12 protein-coding genes are annotated in these 19,311 nt (G+C 45.3%); 9 read left to right on the top strand and 3 right to left on the bottom strand.

What is annotated here, in order from left to right; all coding sequences use genetic code 11:
• Positions 1–28 precede the first annotated feature (28 nt).
• Positions 29–895 (top strand): YitT family protein, encoded by an 867-nt coding sequence (locus J2Z20_RS08080; RefSeq protein WP_209847900.1) that lies wholly within the window; start codon positions 29–31, stop codon positions 893–895.
• 55 nt (positions 896–950) lie between these two features.
• On the opposite strand, the gene pulA is transcribed toward J2Z20_RS08080, so the two are convergent.
• The 3 genes from pulA to J2Z20_RS08065 form a co-directional block, all read right to left on the bottom strand.
• On the bottom strand, positions 951–8,729 hold the full coding sequence (pulA, locus tag J2Z20_RS08075) for a type I pullulanase (protein WP_209847897.1): 7,779 nt from the start codon (positions 8,727–8,729) through the stop codon (positions 951–953).
• A gap of 261 nt (positions 8,730–8,990) precedes the next feature.
• Positions 8,991–9,710: a ThuA domain-containing protein gene (locus tag J2Z20_RS08070; protein ID WP_209847894.1), complete on the bottom strand. Its 720-nt coding sequence runs from the start codon at positions 9,708–9,710 to the stop codon at positions 8,991–8,993.
• 34 nt (positions 9,711–9,744) lie between these two features.
• Positions 9,745–10,905, bottom strand: a complete 1,161-nt coding sequence (locus J2Z20_RS08065) for a Gfo/Idh/MocA family protein (RefSeq protein ID WP_209847890.1) — start codon at positions 10,903–10,905, stop codon at positions 9,745–9,747.
• A gap of 154 nt (positions 10,906–11,059) precedes the next feature.
• Here J2Z20_RS08065 and J2Z20_RS08060 point away from each other — a divergent pair, with 154 nt between their 5' ends.
• The 8 genes from J2Z20_RS08060 (at position 11,060) to J2Z20_RS08025 (ending at position 19,290) form a co-directional block, all read left to right on the top strand.
• The gene (locus tag J2Z20_RS08060; protein WP_209847887.1) at positions 11,060–11,995 is read left to right on the top strand and encodes an aldo/keto reductase family protein; all 936 of its coding nucleotides are present in this window, start codon (positions 11,060–11,062) and stop codon (positions 11,993–11,995) included.
• 141 nt (positions 11,996–12,136) lie between these two features.
• On the top strand, positions 12,137–12,532 hold the full coding sequence (locus tag J2Z20_RS08055; RefSeq protein ID WP_209847884.1) for a Fur family transcriptional regulator: 396 nt from the start codon (positions 12,137–12,139) through the stop codon (positions 12,530–12,532).
• Positions 12,508–13,320, top strand: a complete 813-nt coding sequence (locus J2Z20_RS18125) for a winged helix-turn-helix domain-containing protein (protein WP_209847882.1) — start codon at positions 12,508–12,510, stop codon at positions 13,318–13,320. Before J2Z20_RS08055 ends, J2Z20_RS18125 begins: the two co-directional genes overlap by 25 nt.
• Positions 13,321–13,470: 150 nt before the next feature.
• A complete protein-coding gene (locus J2Z20_RS08045) occupies positions 13,471–14,928 on the top strand; it encodes a catalase (RefSeq protein WP_209847879.1) in 1,458 nt (485 codons plus the stop codon).
• 263 nt (positions 14,929–15,191) lie between these two features.
• Positions 15,192–16,136: a glutaminase A gene (glsA, locus tag J2Z20_RS08040; protein ID WP_209847877.1), complete on the top strand. Its 945-nt coding sequence runs from the start codon at positions 15,192–15,194 to the stop codon at positions 16,134–16,136.
• Between the two features lie 244 nt (positions 16,137–16,380).
• Positions 16,381–17,877, top strand: a complete 1,497-nt coding sequence (locus J2Z20_RS08035) for a spore germination protein (RefSeq protein WP_209848223.1) — start codon at positions 16,381–16,383, stop codon at positions 17,875–17,877.
• A gap of 5 nt (positions 17,878–17,882) precedes the next feature.
• A complete protein-coding gene (locus J2Z20_RS08030; protein WP_209847875.1) occupies positions 17,883–19,079 on the top strand; it encodes a Ger(x)C family spore germination protein in 1,197 nt (398 codons plus the stop codon).
• A complete protein-coding gene (locus tag J2Z20_RS08025) occupies positions 19,072–19,290 on the top strand; it encodes a hypothetical protein (RefSeq protein WP_209847873.1) in 219 nt (72 codons plus the stop codon). Before J2Z20_RS08030 ends, J2Z20_RS08025 begins: the two co-directional genes overlap by 8 nt.
• Positions 19,291–19,311: the final 21 nt, after the last annotated feature.

Raw genomic sequence — 19,311 nt, 5'->3', positions numbered from 1 at the left:
ACTAATATTCGCTACAAGGGGGAGTTTGATGGTACGCAAACATAAGAAACTTTCAACAGCCGAGTTTGTGAAAAAATTCATTTTTATTACGATAGGTGCCATTCTTATGGCCGTTGCCCTTGAAATCTTTCTTATTCCGAATGAAGTAATTGATGGGGGTATTACCGGTATATCGATTATTTTATCTGAAGTGACCCCTATTCCATTAGGTTTGTTCATCTTCTTCATTAACGTTCCATTTTTGATCATTGGTTATAAACTAATCGGTAAGACTTTTGCCTTATCTACGTTATACGGGATTACGCTGATGTCTATTACAACACAGCTTCTGCATCATGTAGATGCGTTTACACAGGAGACGATTCTTGCTGTACTGTTTGGCGGATTAATACTAGGTTTGGGCATAGGTCTTGTCATTCGATTCGGGGGGTCACTCGACGGTACAGAGATTGTAGCCATTTTGATGTCGAAGAAACTGCATGTTCCTGTGGGTCAAATTATTTTGTTCATCAATGTATTTATTTTTATTCTGGCAGGCTTTGTGTTTGGCTGGGATTCAGCAATGTATTCGATTTTTACCTACTATATCGCTTCTAAAGTGATGGACATTGTTGTAGAGGGTCTCAATGAATCGAAGTCGGTCACGATTATTTCGGGCGATTATGAGGAAATATCGGAGGCGATTCGAGATCGGCTTGGCCGGACCACGACGTTCATCTATGCAAGGGGCGGGTATTCGGGCGAAGATACACAAATGATATATTGCGTTGTAACACGGCTTGAGCTTGCGAAGCTAAAGGCTATCGTTCATGAGATTGACCCTAATGCATTTATTGCGATTGAAAGTGTGTCCGACGTGCTCGGAGGCAATTTTGAGAAGAAGCAAATTCATTAATATCGTTGAAACAAAAGCCTCACGGACAAATGTTTGTCTCGTGAGGCTTTTTGAATTATTGAGGTTTCTGGGTAACAAGCAGTTCGTTTAGAAGATTTGCAATAACCTGTGCGCTCTCGGCTCTGGTTAACGGCGTTTGAGGCGAGTAGAGGTTGTTGCCTCGTCCATGGAGCAGGCCTAACGACGCTGCCTTATTGACTTTGTCCTTCGCCCAGATGGAGATGCTGTTTACATCGTCAAAGATAGGAGCCTGCTTAGCAGTGTCTGCTGATTTCTGCTGAATCAGTTCATACGCGCGCACAAGGATAACGGCCATTTCTTCACGTGTAATCGTAGAATTCGGTGCAAACGAATGTCTGCTTCGACCTGTTATGAGTCCGGACTCGGTGGCAGCGGCCACCGCATCCTCATACCATGCTCCTGAAGGCACGTCTGTAAATGTTGTGGTATGACCGCTGCTGTGTAAATGAAGAGCTCTAATAAGAATCGAAATGAATTCAGAGCGTGTCACATTTCGCTGTGGCGAGAACTGGGTATCAGTGCTGCCTTGAATGATCTGCTGAGCCGCAAGTGTCCGAATGACTGAGCTAGCCCAGTAGCTGTCTGGAACGTCTGAAAATTTCTTGTCATATTCGAGTACGGCATACGATCCTGGCTCATTTATGGAAGCAGTGATAGAATCATCTGTCTTCGTCGACTTTGCATAACGAAGTGTGCCGCCAGCACTTATAGAATAGACCCAGGTGATGTCTTGATTTGCTCTAGAATTGATATGGAACGTTAGAGCTACAGGACTATTAAATTGTTTAAGTGTTGTCATTTTTCCATCGTCTGTAACGATGGATACAATGATTTGGTAAATACCGCTTGCCGCATGTACGCTTGCATGCTGCTGTACGCTGGATTTATTCATCGAACGCTCTGTGTCAGCACTGCTTAGCGGTATAAGCTGGACAGAGAGCTGAGCAGATGTTAGCTTCGCGGCAGGCACAAGTTCCTTCAATTGTTTAATAATTGATGCTGGGATGTTGACTTCCATATCCGTTTTTTGAATGACTAGCGAATTGTCGCTATTAAAGGCCGATGCAGCGGCTGGAAGGAGTACGCGAGTTTTACCGGCAGGAAGCGTTACTTGCACTTTCCCTTGCGCAACCATTGGCTGACTAATAATAACCGTATCTGCGTCCGCTGGTTTAACGATAGGGATAGAGCCGCCTTGGCTGCCGGTGTTGTTTCCGTTACCGTTGCCGCCTCCTGTATCTCCTCCCTGCTTAGCGACAGTCAGAATAATCGTTCCGCCATCGTCCATGCCTGGGACCTTAACCGTAACATTGCCAGCTGAATCTACAGTATAATTTAACCCGCTGTATTCATCCGTTACGACGGTTCCTGCCTTAAGTCCCAGCTGCAGATTTACCGATTGCTGTGTGCGGCTTATATTTAAGCCCACATAGACGCTTTGACCATCGTACTCACGTTTATAGAACAAATATTGTTCGTCGTTTCCGCCAGCTATTTTCACATGCGAACCTTTAGAAAATACTTTAGAGTATTTCGCGCGAATATTAAGCAGTTTCTCATAGTGATCGTGGAGAGCGGCTTCAGGACTGAGTTGGTTCCACGGCATATCGCTGCGGTTATCTGAGAAAACGCCTTTGGCGAAGTCTGCGTTTTTACCTGAACGACCAAGCTCTTCTCCATAGTAAATAACCGGCTGCCCTTTAATAGATATTTGCAGAGCTGCGGCAACCTTCAGCTTACCTTCGTCGCCATTCACGAACTCACTCAAGAATCCGTCCTCATCATGACTGCTGAGGAATTGTCCTACTGTAGCTGTGTTGTCAATTTTGTCATTTCTAATCTCTAGATAGCTTTCGACTTGATCCAACTGACCGTTCACAAAGTCGCGGGCCTTGTCATTGAAATCAAAATCAAGCAATGAGTCCATTTCACCGCTTCGGAGTAAGCCGAGCCCATTATCGGCATTATCGCCGAACGATTCACCAATTAAATTAAAATCAGGATTTAAACGAGTTAATGCATTTTTGAATGCTTTCCACGTCGTTGCATCTACATGCTTAGCTGTATCCACACGGAAATAGTCGATCGTATCACCGCGACTTGTTTTAGCTCTTTCGAGCCAACCAGCTTGCCATGCAATTAATTGATTGCGAACGGCTGGGTCCTCTGTCTTGAAGTCGGGAAGACCTGCAACCTCACCCTCAAGATCACCTTGGCCCGGGGTTTCCCTAAGCATGCCGCTGAATACTGACTTGTCCTCAGCTGTAGGATAATTTGTGGCGCCCGCCGCATTGACATCGGATTCCTTCATTCCATACCCGGCATGATTAAGTACGACGTCGACCATAATCTTGATACTGTGATCATGCGCCTTGTTGATCAGATCTTGAAACGTTTTTAGATCACCGAGATGTTCATCAATGGCTTCAAAGTTTTTAGCCCAATAGCCATGATAAGCGTACTGGTTCTGCCAAGGCTGATCTTTGCCTACGTTATAGTCAATATTATCGACAATAGGCGTAATCCAGATCGTATTGATACCAAGATCCTGTAAATAATCGAGTTTGTCAATAATGCCTTGGAAATCTCCGCCGTGGTATGTTTCAGGAAGAGATTTGTCTTGATGTTCTCCGCTTGGATCATCGTTAGATGGATCTCCATCGTAGAATCGATCCGTTAGCATGAAATAAATTCTTGCTTCATCCCAGTCGAAATCCAGACTGTTCGTGTATGTCTTCGTTTGCACGGTTAACGCTGCGGTCGTGCGGTGAGCATTCCCAAATTCATCAATAGCAATGACAGGAATGGACTTGCTGCCTGCGGTCGTGGTGTCCTTCACGGTGATAGTCTGCGCCATAAGCTCTGGATCAATGACAAATCTCTGTGGTCCTCCAACCGCGCTCAAATCGGCATAGATCTCTTGGATATGAACAGGATCACCGCTGATTTGGACGCCCAGCACAGAATGTTGCCCGATTTTAATAGTGCTGTTTTCAAATTTTGCAATGACATTTACATTCGGCAATGTATAGATGAGCTCGCTCTTGCCGTTAACCGTATTGTATGGATCCAGAACCTCTTGTTCGCTGCCTGATATCGTAACGAGATAGGAATAAGAATGAGTGCCTTCCGTAAGCCCTGTGACAGTATAGGCAAAATACTGATTTTTGTCGTCTCGCATCATGTCATAGACATGACCGTCAAATTTCAGCCTCACCTTATCCATTTTACTCATGTCATTATTGCGGAACAGTTCATCATCGCGATAGTAAAACGTCGCATTACCATTCTGAAGCACAGGCTTGCCTATGGATGGAAGTTTATAAAACTCAGCTTTGCCGCTCGTGACAATGACTTTTACAAACTCATCGTTCTTACCCAGTTCAATATACCGATCCGCATCGACGTCTTTGGCGTCCCAGTTGTTCAACCTGACAATGAAGCCAATGCGTGTTACACCTGGAGCAACCTTAACATTAGCGATCGCTTTGCCGTCTATGAATTTATCAAATAGAATCTGGTCGTCTTGTACCCCAGTGCCCCATACCCAAAGGTTCCAGCCTGTATAATTCTGATCAGGACGATCGTATTCGATTTGAACAGTCCGCTCGACGTATTTCTTAACCTCGATAGTAATTTCCGCTTTGGCACTGCCGGAGCTTGCTGATATTTTAACCGTTCCTGGGCTGATCGCCTCTACCCATCCAGATGAGCTGACTTCAGCGATGGATCGATCGCTGGAAGACCATGTAACCGCAGCATTTTTCAATATCTGGCCATACTGATCCTTAACCGTCGCTTTGAGCTGTGTGTTCATCGTAGTGTACAGTAACGTTTCCCCTGTAATTTGAATATCACCAGGTTTAAGGTTATCTACATAGAGAGTCAGTGTGTTCGTGACGCTTCCGCTCTTTGCCGTAATTTTCGTTTCGCCTTTGGCGATACCCGTTACTCTACCTGATGCACCTACTGTAGCTACATTTTCATTTGAGGAGCTCCATACAACATCTTCCCCAGTCATTGCTCTACCGAATTGGTCACTGGCAGTCACCTTGAGAGCGAATGAGACTCCCGGCTCAATCGCTTTGTACGGCGACTGTATATCAAGCTTGGATAGGACAGGCACGTACTGGTTTTCATTATCATAGAGCACCATCATCGACAATCTTGGCACGGTCACTTGATTGCTGGTGATATCATCAAGCACATTCGTACCTGCTTCATGGTCGCTCACGACAACATGCCATGTGGAGGATGAAGTCGGCAAAGAAACTTGCTTATCGGTAGAATTGCCGTTGTAGATGACAACGATATTTTTCCAGCTGTCTCCCCCTGCGAACTCACCGAGCTTGAAGGCTACAATATTGTCGCTGCTGTGAATCACCTGAAGATTTTTGTTGATATCGTCAGCTGTTGTAAGTCTAAATGCAGGATGTTCTTTGCGAAGCTTAATCAAGCCTTCATAATAAGCGGTTACATCTTTAAACAATTTTTTATTGTCCCAGTTAATCTGGTTAACCGCGTCCGGACTCTTATAGCTGTTGGAATCACCGTATTTCGTTCGCAGCAGTTCATCACCCGCTTGAATGAACGGGATGCCTTGTGAGGTCAACACAATGCCGTTGGCAAGCAGGGAACGTCTAACCGTCTCATTGGTGAATACGCTACTCGGATCAACATCTTTGTAAGGATCGGCAGCATGAACAGCGTCTTCCACACTGCCGCCGCCTATGAGCTGACCGTCCTTAATTTTCAGAAATCCATACTTATCTGCTAATCCTTGAGTCGTTACGACTTTATCCCACAAATTAAGGTTGTCATGTGCTGTAACGTAGTTGATCGTTTCTGCTGGCGAACTCGTAAAGTCATCGATTGCACCTTTTACGCCTTTTATAATGTCAGCTTCTTTGCCGGATTCCCCAGTTGCAAAGCCCTTGCCCGCACCGTCGCTGTCTCCTTTAATTGCGCCGCGCAAGTTGTCGTTGAAGACAGCAAAGCCGCTTCCTTTCTGTGAACCTTTCAAGGTCTGTTCTTGAAGCGGGGAGCTTCCGCCTGTCCATGGTTCGCCATAAATAAGCAGCGATGGATCGACTTGCTGCTTCAATTCATCTGTTATTTGCTTCATCGTGGTGGTGTCGATTAGACCCATCAAGTCAAAACGAAATCCATCTACGTCGTATTCCTTAGCCCAGTATTTTACCGAATCTTCAATATATTTGCGGACCATAGGCCGTTCAGACGCGATTTCGTTGCCTACTCCTGAGCCGTTTGTGAATGTTCCAGCATCGTCCGAGCGATAGAAGTACCCTGGAACAATAGGATTGAATGGGCCGCCTTCAATAGAAAAGGTGTGATTATAGACGACGTCCATAATGACTCGTATTCCTTTAGCATGAAGAGCTTGCACCATTTCTTTAAATTCAGTAATTCGTTTGGCGGGATTTGTCGGATCGGTAGAGTATGACCCTTCCGGTACATTGTAATTTTTAGGGTCATAACCCCAGTTGAATTTTGGATCCGCCGAATTTGGATCGTTCACTTTAAGCTCGTTTATCGTATTAAAATCGAAGGAAGGGAGGAGGTGCACATGCGTAACTCCAAGCTCAGCTAAGTGGTCAATCCCTAAGCTGTTCCCGTCGCTGTCCTTTAATCCCGTTTCCGCGAATGCTGTGAACTTGCCTTTATTTTTGTTTGAAACGCCGGATGATGGAGAGATTGAAAAATCCCGTACATGGAGCTCGTATACAATCGCATCCGTATCATTAATCATCGGCGGCTTGCGATCATTAGACCAGTTTGCTGGGTCTGTATCATGAAGCGATAATATAGCGGTTCGCTGACCGTTAGCAGAGACAGCCTTCGCATATGGATCTACCGCATAATTCACAGCATTGTCTGCAAACTCAACTTTGTACATATAGTATTTTCCGGCCAAATCTCCATTAAGCGTAAGCGACCATACACCATTATCGCTGCGATTCATTTCCGTTTCTTGACCGCCAGTATTGTCGGTTACGAGCCCCTGTTCGTTATAGGTTCCAACGTTATCGTATAAGGCGACAGACACCTTCTGTGCTGTCGGAGCCCATACTTTAAAAGTACTGGCACTCGTAGTGTAAGTCAGTCCTAGATCATCGCCGCCATAGTAAAATTGCGGATCATCCAGAGCTCCGCGAACGGTCACATTTGTACCTTTGAATTTCGGATGATTTACTGTATATATGTGACGAACATTGATTTGTGAGGGATTCGAGATCGTTAATTTCACGGAAGTTGCGCTTTTAGCAGCAGCTGTAACAGGCACGTCTTCCCCTGTCGTCTCATCCTTTAGATGAAAGTCTGGGAGATCGGATGGTTGAACCGATTGCGTTGTCGTTAGCAGAATCATATTTAACGAATCCATCATTGCGGATTGGATCTTTGCGGATATGTCCGCATCAGCTAGGTTGTAAAATACATTATTATTTCCTTGAACCATCCACACCTCAACCTTTTTCTGTCCTTCGGGTACCGTTACTTTGCGAGTATCTTCTTGACTAGCCCAGCTTCCAGGCCTTGCAATGACATTGATTGCTTGGAAAGGCTCATTAATCTGAGTGACAGCAAATCCATCAGCATCTGTCGATGTAAAATCTATTTTTTTCCCTTCACCGCCGTCAGGATACACCCATAGATCCCAATCGTTCTGCTTTCCGTCATAGCGGTAATAGTGGATTGTGTAGCTGAATAGATTGGCAACGTCTAATTCAGTAGTAAATTCAAAATTTATTGTATTCGGCAAGCTTCCAAAAGTTGAACCCGTAATGGAGTTTGCGGGGATCGTTACATGGTACGTATGGTTAGATGCTAAGGGTTCTTTTAGGTGGAATGTGAGGTTGCTATGATCTGCGGATATATCATATACAGCGTCTGTCACGGAAGGGGCTTCTAAACCGGTTAGTGCGATTGGTTCATTAAATGAAATAGTAATGTCAGAGGTGCTGACTGGTACATTAGTGCTTCCAATAGCAGGAGAGAAACTGGTTGCTCGAAGCTGCGTGGATGGATCCGTAATGACATATGGAGAGCAGTAGCTTCCCTGCATATCTACGTTCGAACCTGACTCATTCCAGCTTGCAGACAATTGGTTAGCCGAGTCTTCTGGAATGGCGTCGAATGCTCCATGCTCTCCAGAGTTGTTACCGCTTAGGGCGACGTGAGCTTTAATGGAGTCGCCACCATGCAAGCCGAGAATTTCCAATGGGATTTTCCCTTCAAAACCTTGTGTACGGTCCACTGCAAATTGTGCGTCCTGTACATTTCCCCAAGTAGCCAGCAGTGGATTGTTAAAGTCCGAGCTGGAATAGAGGGCAGCTCCGTTTACTTCGTTGTCATTTTTGACACGCTGCACGATGTGAAACTGAGGTTTCTTATCCATGTTCGAATAATTAAACTGTGAACCCCATGGATTGCCGCTTACACCTGAATCTGCATCATTGACTTGAAGCGCAATGTCTATGTATTGACCATTGTCACCCCAATTCGGAACGTTAACAGCATCTACCCAATAATATAAGTAGCTCTCATCATTGGTGATGCGCAAATTTCCAATCTGGAAACCTTCGAAGCCTGCATTTGCTGATGCTCCGAGCACAGGAACGTTTTCCCAAGCGGGGTCCTTGTGCCCGTCGATAATGATACTGCTGTTTGTTGATGCATCAGACAAGGAAGCTTCACTAGAATACGTGTGTACTGGCGCGACGCTTGTAAACAAGCTGATTGCCAGTATAATAATGAGCAACAGTGACCATGTTTTCCTGAGCCGTTTTTGCATTAAATTCCCTTTCCCCTTTCGCAAAATAATTGACGAAGATTAGTGCAATCGTTTGCCCAAACAGGCGTATTTTGTTGTTCATTGTTGAATGCTGACGTGTGTTAAACCACATGTCATGCAAACGCTTTCACTAATTTCGGCACTATTGTAGCATGTTCATTGTACATGGTCAATAAATGTATTTATGTATAAAAATTACAAAAAAACTCACCCTAAATTCTTTTAGAGTGAGTCCTCGTGACCTCTTGATTCAGGATATGATTAATCTCCTACACCGTTAAAAGTATCGTTCTCTTCACTTGGGAATGAGCCTGGCGACTTACCTGCCCCGGCCCAGAGAAGCCCGCGAGTCATCATCTCCTTCACCTGAGGTATTTCGATCATGTCCGCTTGGTGGCCTAGTGAGCAGTAGAATACGCGTCCGGCACCCCAGCGTTTCGTCCATGCGACAGGCATATCGACTGCTCTATTCGCAGAATGCGGTCCCTCTGCAATCGGGAAGCGGGTTGTAGCGAGTACTTCAACTGCTGGATCGACATGCAAGTAATATTGCTCCGACTTGACAGTGAAATCTTCGATACCTTCGAGGAGTAGACTTGAGCTGTTCTTTATATTGACGGTGTATTCTACTCCATTATCGCCTGGGTGCGCCACCCATTGACCGCCTGTCATGAAGTGCCATTCTACGTTTTGCCGGAAAGCATCGGCCATACCTCCGTGACATCCGGCAAGTCCAGTGCCGCCTTGTACCGCTGCAGATACATTGTTCACGAGCTTCGGTTCGATTTCGCCCATGGTCCAAATAGGTACGATAAGATCGATCTGCTTCAATTTGTCTGCATCAGCGAACACCTCGAGCGAATTCGACACCTCTACTTGATATCTATGCCTCTCTAGTAATTGACGGAAGATAGAGGCTACTTCTTCGGGTTGATGGCCAGGCCAGCCACCCCATACAATTAATGCAGATTGATTTGGCACGAGAACAGCCCTCCATACGATTTATTTCATCTTTTTATAATTTATCGATCTTGACCCAGCGCCGATCTCGAATCGACAGTTCCACTGCCTCCAGCACTTGTTGACACTTCACGCCGTCTGTGAAATTCGGGGATGGCTGACGATCCTCCTCGATTGCAGTAAACAGTTCTACCGTTTCATGAATAAAGGTATGCTCGAATCCAATAGGATGTCCTGGCGGCCACCATGCTTGCATATATGCATGTGCAGGATCCGTCGCAAGCACGCGGCGGAATCCCTGAACATCATCCGCGTCTTCTGTGAAGTATAGTTCCAGCTCGTTCATCCGCTCAAAGTCAAACCTAATGCTTCCTTTACTTCCGTTAATCTCAAATGCATTCGTACAGCGTTGACCCGCCGCAAAGCGAGTTGCTTCAAAGCTGCCTAGTGCGCCGTTCTCAAAACGAGCTAAGAACAAAGTCGCATCGTCAACAGTCACCTGTCCTTTAGGCGCATCTTTGTCGATACCTGCACTAAGTCCTGTCATCTTATTAGGAAGCGGCCGTTCTTTAACAAATGTCTCGCTCATCCCAACAACCTCATGAATGTCACCGATCAGATAATGAGAGAGGTCAATTAAATGAGCGCCGAGATCGCCTAGAGCTCCTGAGCCGGCCACTTCTTTCTGTAAACGCCATACGAGCGGGAATTCGGGATTAACAATCCAGTCTTGCAAAAACCATGCGCGGAAATGATGGATTTGGCCGATGCGGTCTTCTGAAATGAGTTTTTTGGCGAGTTGTACTGCGGGCACAAAACGATAGTTGAAGCTGATCATATGCTTAACTCCAGCCTCTTCGGCTGCTTTAAGCATTTCACGTGCATCGGATAACGAGAGGGCAAGCGGTTTTTCACAAAATAAATGCTTACCAGCGGCAGCCGCCGCCAGAGCAATTTCTTTGTGCGCATCGCTCGGCGCATTAATATCCACGAGGTCAATATCGCTACTGTTTATCAGATCACGCCAGTCGGTAACGTAACTCTCCCATCCGAACTGTTCAGCCGCTTGCTTCACCCCATTTTCATTTCTTCCGCATATGAATTTCATGACTGGTTTAGGGGTATCGGGAAAGAACATCGATACATCACGATAAGCGTGGCTATGGGCTTTGCCCATAAACTTATAGCCGACCATTCCTACACGTATTTGCCCCATCAGGCAGATTCCTCCCAATTTGGAAAAAGTGTAATAAATTCACTTAAAATTGTCTCATGATCGACTCTCAAGTGTCAACGCTTCATGGACTTTTTTACCCTATTTCTTTAGAATAAAAAGGTAATTCATTTGAACTTGGGAGGGTTATCAATTTATGGAATATCGCAGATTAGGCCGCACAGGTATTAAAGTAAGTGAAATCAGTCTTGGCAGCTGGCTTACACACGGCTATGGAGATACGGAGCAAGTCGTGAAGTCTATTCATACAGCATATAGTCTAGGAATCAACTTTTTTGATACAGCGAATATGTATGAGCGGGGTGCCGCAGAAGTGCTTCTTGGCAAGACGCTTCAAGAATATCCTCGTGAATCGTTCGTACTTGCTACGAAAGCATTCTGGCCGATGGGTGATGGACCCAATGATCGCGGTTTGTCTCGCAAGCACATTATGGAACAGGCGCACGCCAGCTTGAAGAGACTTGGCACAGACTACGTAGATATTTTCTATTGCCACCGTTATGACCCAGACACGCCGCTCGAAGAGACACTTCGTGCGCTGGACGACTTAGTTCGCCAAGGTAAAGTGCTTTACGTCGGTGTTAGTGAATGGACTGCTGTGCAAATGCAGGATGCTCTTGGTGTAGCTGATCGTTATTTGTTAGACCGCATAGTCGTCAACCAGCCGATCTATAACATGTTCGAACGTTACATTGAGAAGGAAGTCATTCCTCTTGGCGTGGAAAAAGGGATCGGACAAGTAGTGTTCTCACCGCTAGCACAAGGGCTTCTCACAGGTAAATATAAATCGGCAACCGATATTCCTGCAGACAGCCGCGCAGCTAAAATCGACTTTATGAAGCGTGGCATCACAGAAGAGAAGATTAACAAAGTGCAGCAGCTCTCTAAAGTAGCAGACGAGCTGGGAATCACGGTTGGGCAGCTGGCGCTTGCATGGATTTTGCGTCAAGATATTGTTGCCAGTGCGCTGGTGGGTGCGAGCCGTCCTGAGCAGGTCGAAGAGAACGTGAAAGCATCTGGCATTAAATTGTCTGAAGATGTGCTTGCACGTATTGAACAAATTTTAGCGTAAAGAAGCAATAATTGAGAATAATACATAAACAAGCCGGGGCGTTGTTCAACGTTTCCGGCTTGTTTTGCAATATAGAACCATTGACCGGTATCGAAATAAGATTTATACTTATTCTAAATTCAAATCGAAGGATTGATTACTGTGAAATCTTTAAATTTAACGACACAGCGGCAAGCCGTATACGATATAGTACGTAATTCGCATGATCACCCAACAGCGGCTGATGTCATGAACCGATTGGTGGAGAAAGGTTACAATTTTGCATATGGCACAGTGTATAACTCTTTGCGTTATTTGACGGAGAAGGAGTTAATTCGTGAGTTGAAACTGGGCGAATCGGCGAGTCGCTACGATGCCAAGCTAGACGATCACCAGCACATTATTTGTGAAGTTTGTGGGCGTGTAGACGAAGTGATGAGCGAGATTCCGAAGGAATGGAGCGGAGCTGTAGCCAAAGAGACAGGATACGATGTACACCATGCGCACGTTGTATTTGGGGGGGTATGTTCCGAATGTCAAACCAAACGAACCAAGTGAAACTTTCGTTAAGCGGTAATGTGGTGCCGATATCGGCACCTTATCATCATAAGGAAAAGGGACAATCTGAACCATCTGCAGAAGTCTGTCCGATCACGCAGAGGGTCGTATTAATCAGCTCGCGTCCAAGCGAAATTCATGAATTAGTTCGTTCTCTGTCAGAGCGTTGTTTTGATGTCCTTGTATTTCACCGTTTTGAACCGGATATTCAATTTAGTCTAGCTGCAGATTTAATTGTTTTCGATATGACTACAGATTCAGATGAGCATGTCTATACCGAGTATAAAACGCTGTTCGGAGAACAGTTCGAAGGTGTGCCTTCACTGCTCCTTGTTAATGAACAAATGATCTCAGAGCATGAGGACGAACTGATGGAAGAGGAACTGCTCATTTGGCCGGCGCGCGAGAAAGAAGTGATTTATCATGTGAACCGGTTAATCCGCAGCGGATCCAAGGACAAGTTGCTCAGCGGCGCAGATCAATCCATCCATCGGACGGTGTATAAAGATCTGTGGATTGACCGCAGCAAAATGACCGTTCATCAAAATCAAGCCCCCGTTGACTTGACCAAGACGGAGTATGAACTGCTGCTCAAACTAATAGACGGCAAAGGATCAGTCATTTCTCGTGAGATGATGATGAATGATATTTGGGGCACTCATTTTCTTGGCGGCAGCAATGTTGTTGATGTTCATGTAAAAAGCTTGCGCAAAAAGCTTGGCGACAGCCCAACTTCACCTAAATATATCGTAACGGTGCGCGGAGTAGGGTACCGATTAGCTGATTAATCATATTTTAGATATCATTACATTTTCATTTAGTATTCATGCAACAATCATGCACTCCTCATGATGGAGTATTAGGCCCTATGCTAATATAATATTAAGATTTAGAATAAGTCTAAATATTATATCTAGTGTAAAGGGGTGCAATCGTTAATGACAGATCGTCTGACTACTAATCAAGGGGCTCCTGTTGGTGATAACCAGAATTCTAGAACGGCCGGACAACGCGGACCGACATTACTTGAAGATTATCACTTGATCGAGAAAATCGCTCACTTTGACCGTGAAAGAATTCCAGAGCGAGTTGTACACGCACGCGGGGCAGGGGCTCATGGTGTGTTCCGTCTAGAAAACAGCATGAAGGCATATACGAAGGCAGCCTTCTTGCAAGAAGCAGGTGAAGAGACTTCGGTATTCGTACGTTTCTCAACCGTTATTCATTCGTCAGGCTCACCTGAGACTGCTCGTGATCCACGCGGTTTCTCAGTGAAGTTCTATACGAAAGAGGGCAACTACGATATCGTCGGCAATCATTTACCTGTATTTTTTATTCGCGATGCGATTAAATTTCCGGACATGGTTCATTCCTTGAAGCCTGCGCCGGACACGAATATTCAAGACCCGAACCGTTATTGGGACTTCATGTCCTTATCGCCTGAATCTACGCATATGATGACTTGGGTATTTTCCGATAACGGCACACCAGTGAACTATCGTCAAATGGACGGATTTAGTGTCCATGCCTTCAAGTGGATTAATGCTGAGGGTAAAGTGACCTACGTGAAATATAAATGGGTATCGCTGCAAGGGGTCAAAAATTTATCGGCTGACGAAATTCCCGCAGTTCAAGGTCAAGATTTCAACCATGCGACTCGTGATTTATTTGACAACATTAAAGCGGGCAACTTCCCACAGTGGCAGCTGCAAGTACAAATGATGCCTCCTGAAGATTTGGACATTCATTCCTTTGATCCGCTAGATGCAACGAAGACATGGCCAGAAGATCAGTACCCATTCCATGTGGTAGGTACGATGACGCTGAACCGCAATGTAGACAATTTCTTCGCCGAGACAGAACAAGTTGCATTCGCACCAAGTGTACTCGTTCCAGGCATCGAACCATCTGAAGATAAGCTGCTGCAAGGCCGTCTATTCTCATATCCTGACACGCAGCGTCACCGGCTTGGACCGAACTATCTTCAAATTCCGATTAATTCACCGCATACGCCTGTACGCAACCATCAACGCGACGGTTATATGAATGTGAAACAAGATATCTCTACGATTAACTATGAGCCTAACAGCTTTGATCATACACCGAAAGAAGATCCGCATTATCGTGACTGTGAAGCGCCGCTTCAAGGTAACGTGACACGCAAAGCGATCGATAAGAAGGAACATTTTACGCAAGCAGGCGAGCTTTATCGTTCTTTCAGTACAACCGATCAAGATCATTTGATTCGTAACCTTGTGGACGATCTGAAAGGCGTACGTCCTGATATTCAGCTTCGTGTCATCAGTAATTTCTACCGTGCAGACCAAGAATACGGTATACGGCTTGCGGAAGGGCTCGGCGTAGACATTAGCAGCTATGTCGATAAGTGGCAATAAGAGTCCAGTAAAGGACTTTTATATATAAAGTAAAGAAAGGACAGAAACTTCCTGTCCTTTCTTTTTTGTATGGCATTTCCATTTTAGGGTCTGTTACAATGCAAATATAATAGATTGATGGACCTGTCATTAAACATTGGTATTATGTAAATGATGGTAATGTGAACTACAATGAATCCGAACGGTGCCTGACAATCTATGCAGCTTCGGAAATTCGTTATCTACCTTCAGAGTATCTATCGTAATGTAATGGAGTGGTTGAGATGGCAGCAGAGCTGGAACGATTGAAGAGTCATTTAGATGAGTGGGTTGAGCGCAGCCGTGGGAATGCGAAGAATGGGGAAGTAGCCTCGTATATTCCAGAGCTGGCTCATGCTCCGAAAAATGCACTCGGTATCGCTATATTAGATCCCGCGGGGACATTAGTTCAGAGCGGGGACTCGGGATGTTCCTTTACGATGCAAAGTATTTCTAAAGTGTTCACATTAATTTTGGCGCTGATGGACAGGGGGGAGGAAACGGTATTTTCCAAAGTAGGGATGGAACCGACTGGCGACGACTTTAATTCAATGTTAAAGCTTGAATTGGTTGAGCCGGGCAAGCCGTTTAACCCGCTTATAAACGCCGGAGCGATTGCGATTACATCACTCATATTGGGTTCTAGTCCTGAGGAGAAGACAGAGCGTATCCTTCGCTTTTTTCGCGACTTGTCGGGTGATCAGACATTAAATTACAACGAAGCAGTGTATCGTTCTGAGAAGGCCACTGCTCATCGCAACCGATCGCTCGCTTATTTTTTGAAAGATAATGAAGTGCTTGATGAAGCTACTGATGTGGAAGAAGTGCTCGACGTTTATTTTAAACATTGTTCTGTCGATGTACAGTGCAGTCATTTAGCGCGGATGGCTCTCGTTCTTGCCAATGACGGTATTGATCGGTTGTCAGGAAGGGAGTTGATCCCAAGGCGATATGTGCAAATCGCTAAAACGTTCATGCTCATGTGCGGTATGTACAATGCTTCTGGAGAATTTGCAATTAAGGCGGGTTTCCCTGCGAAGAGCGGAGTTTCTGGAGGAATTATGGCGGTCATTCCTGGCAAGTATGGCATTGGTGTCGTTGGACCGTCTCTCAACCGGAAAGGCAACAGCACAGCGGGCGTACACCTGCTCGAGACACTGTCGCGGCAGATGGGCTGGAGCATGTTCTAACAGTCAATCGTATATTTACAAGAAGACTGACCTATTATCCAGTTGAACAGCTGGATGTAAGGCAGTCTTTTTTTCTTTACATACATAATAGAGCCTCATTTTACACAACCTACCACCAAGTCGAGTTATTGGGAGTCAGGTGAGTTATAAAGTGAAGAAAATTTTATCCAGTAGTAAAAATAATAAAAAACAGACCGATCCCCCCAAAGCACTTCTTGGTCTGCCTTCTCCGCCTATTCTAGAAATGAACCTGCAGGAAGACCTTGAGCAGAACAAAGCGGCACTAAAGGAATTGTTCGCTGATTGCAGCGACATGGTTTACAGGGACGTCAATGTAGAGGAAGGAAGACCTGCGTTCCTCGCGTATATTGAGGGTATTGCTGATGCCAATAGCATTAAAGATCATATGCTTCGGCCCATAATCATCGGTCTTATAAGAGAGGAGACGGAGGAAGACTATGAGCCGATTGATCTTAAACGGATCTCCTTGCCCCAAGTATCTCGCGCAAGTACTTGGAAAGAGGTATCCGAAGCATTATTATCCTCCAGCGCTGTTCTCCTTGTAGATGGAAGCAAAGAAGCGCTGTCCTTCAATGTGAAATTGGGCGTTCGGAGGGGCGTGGAAGAACCTCAAACGGAGTCCGTTATTCGGGGACCGCGGGAAGGATTTACCGAAACGCTTCGTGTGAATACAGCATTGTTACGGTTCAAAATTAAGACGCCCAGCCTAAAGATGGCAGGGATGGTGATCGGTAAACAAACGAAAACCGATATTGTGCTCTGCTACATCGAAGGTTTGGCCGACGAGAAAATAGTGCAGGAAGCTAGAAAAAGGCTGAAAAACATCGATATCGATGGGGTGCTGGAGTCTGGATATATAGAGGAACTGATTGAAGACAATCCATACTCCCCGTTTCCGCAAATGCAGTACACAGAGCGTCCAGATACCGTTGCAGCACAGCTGCTTGAGGGAAGGTTTGCTATTTTAATCGATGGCACACCGTTTGCTCTCATTGCTCCAGTGTCATTGGCACAATTGCTGCAAGCAAGTGAGGATTACTATGAACGTTTCTTTATTGCGACCTTAATTCGATGGCTTCGGTATACATTTATACTCATCGCTTTGTTCTTGCCAGGTCTTTATATTGCAGTTACGACTTTTCATCATGATATGGTGCCAACGACGCTCATGCTTAGCATTGCAGCGGCGCGTGAGTCCATTCCGTTTCCAGCCATTGTTGAAGCGCTGATGATGGAAGTTTCGTTCGAAGCTTTAAGAGAAGCGGGCGTTCGTTTGCCCAAAACGGTTGGGCAAGCCGTCAGTATTCTAGGTGCCTTAGTCATTGGTCAAGCTGCTGTTCAAGCCGGTATTGTATCGGCTCCGATGGTTATTGTTGTGTCGCTGACAGGCATTGCTTCCTTCACGATTCCTAAATTCAATTTAGCAATCACCGTTCGTATGCTGCGCTTTACTGTTATGATTCTGGCGGCTGTATTCGGTATGTTTGGCATTATTATCGGTGTTATTTGGATTGCTGTGCATATGGTTCAGCTCAAATCGTTTGGCGTTCCTTATCTTTCAGGTCTGACTCCTTATCAGCCTAGAAGCTTCAAGGATATTCTCGTGCGGGTACCTTGGTGGAGCATGATTGATCGTCCGTCTTGGGTAGATAACGACGACCGTAAGCGAATGAAAGAAGGAATGACTTCCTCAACGAAACAACCGGACGAAGGTTGGTGATGTCAGTGGGCATTGTAAGACTATTAAATCTATTCAGTATCTGTATTATGTGCGCCGTTATGCTGACAGGCTGTTGGGATCGCATAGAAGTGAATGATGTCGCGTTTGTGCTTGGCACAGCTGTTGATAAGGAAGGCTCTGAAATTCGAACAACTGTCCAGATCGCCCTTCCAGGTCAGCTCGGCGGAGCAGGCAGCCAAGGCGGAGGAGGAGGAACATCTGGGAGTAAGCCGTGGTATTTGGAATCAAAACCGGGTTTATCGATTCGGGATTCGAATGAAAATGAACAATTTAGTCTTTCACGAAAAGAAAATTATTCTCACCGTAGAATACTTCTCTTTGGCGAGGATTTGGCGAAAGACGGAATTGGCAAATATTTAGACGTGCTTGCCCGAATTCCGCAAAATCGTCTATCTTCATTCGTACTCGTTACCAGAGGACCAGCTTCAAAAGTCATAAGTACAAACGTAGCTACTGAGAAATTCCCTGCAGAGATGATTCGTGAAATTATGAAACAATCGATGAAAAAGCCGCGAACCATTAAACATCTGGCGAATGCGCTTCTTACCGAAGGGCTCGATCCAGTGCTGCCAGTGGTCACTCCAGATAAATCTGCACCAGGTAATGATGGGCCGCCAGAAGATACGATTCGACTCGATGGAATCGCTGTATTTAATCATGACAAGTGTACAGGTTTTTTGACAGGGAAAATGGCACAGGCGGTTGTTATTGCGATGAATCAAGCCAAAGATCCCGAAATCGTCGTTCCGATGCCAGGTGATAACGGCTATTTGTTCGTTCGGTTACATACGACGGACGTCAGTCTCCGCCCTTCGATTAAAGGCGATTCTGTTTCGGTGTTAATTAAAGTTGCTGCAGATAGCACCATATTGGAGAATGAATCGAACTATGCGTTAACCTCCCCAGAAAGCATTGCCAAGCTGGAAAGAATGATTGAGGATGACATTAATTCGGAAATTACAGAGGCATTTCGAAAGCTGCAAAAATACCACTCAGATGCGCTAGGTGTAGGGAAAACAATACATGATGTTAAGCCAAAGGAATGGGATAAGCTGAAAAATCGTTGGAATACGATTTACCCATCGATCGATGTGGCTGTACAGACGCGTGTCGTCGTTGAGAATACAGGTGCTGTGCTGAAGCCTTTTGCTAGAAAGGACGGGCAGTTAAAGTATGATTAGTCTAATCATGTACATGATATTTGCGATTGTGATGATGATTGCTGTTGACTGGAGTGCGCTTAGACAAGCCCGCAAAATAAATCGTTGGTTCACATTTGCACTCAGTGTACTGACGCTAGTGATCTGGATTTATGTTATCCAGTACAAACATGTCGTTCATCTGTCGTACTTCATTGGCAAATTGTTGGATCCATTAGTTCCGTTCACGTGAGAAATAGAAGCAATAGTCAGG

The organism is Paenibacillus sediminis, from assembly GCF_017873765.1.
GTDB lineage: Bacteria > Bacillota > Bacilli > Paenibacillales > Paenibacillaceae > Paenibacillus_AG > Paenibacillus_AG sediminis.
This window is presented reverse-complemented; position numbering and strand designations above follow the sequence as displayed.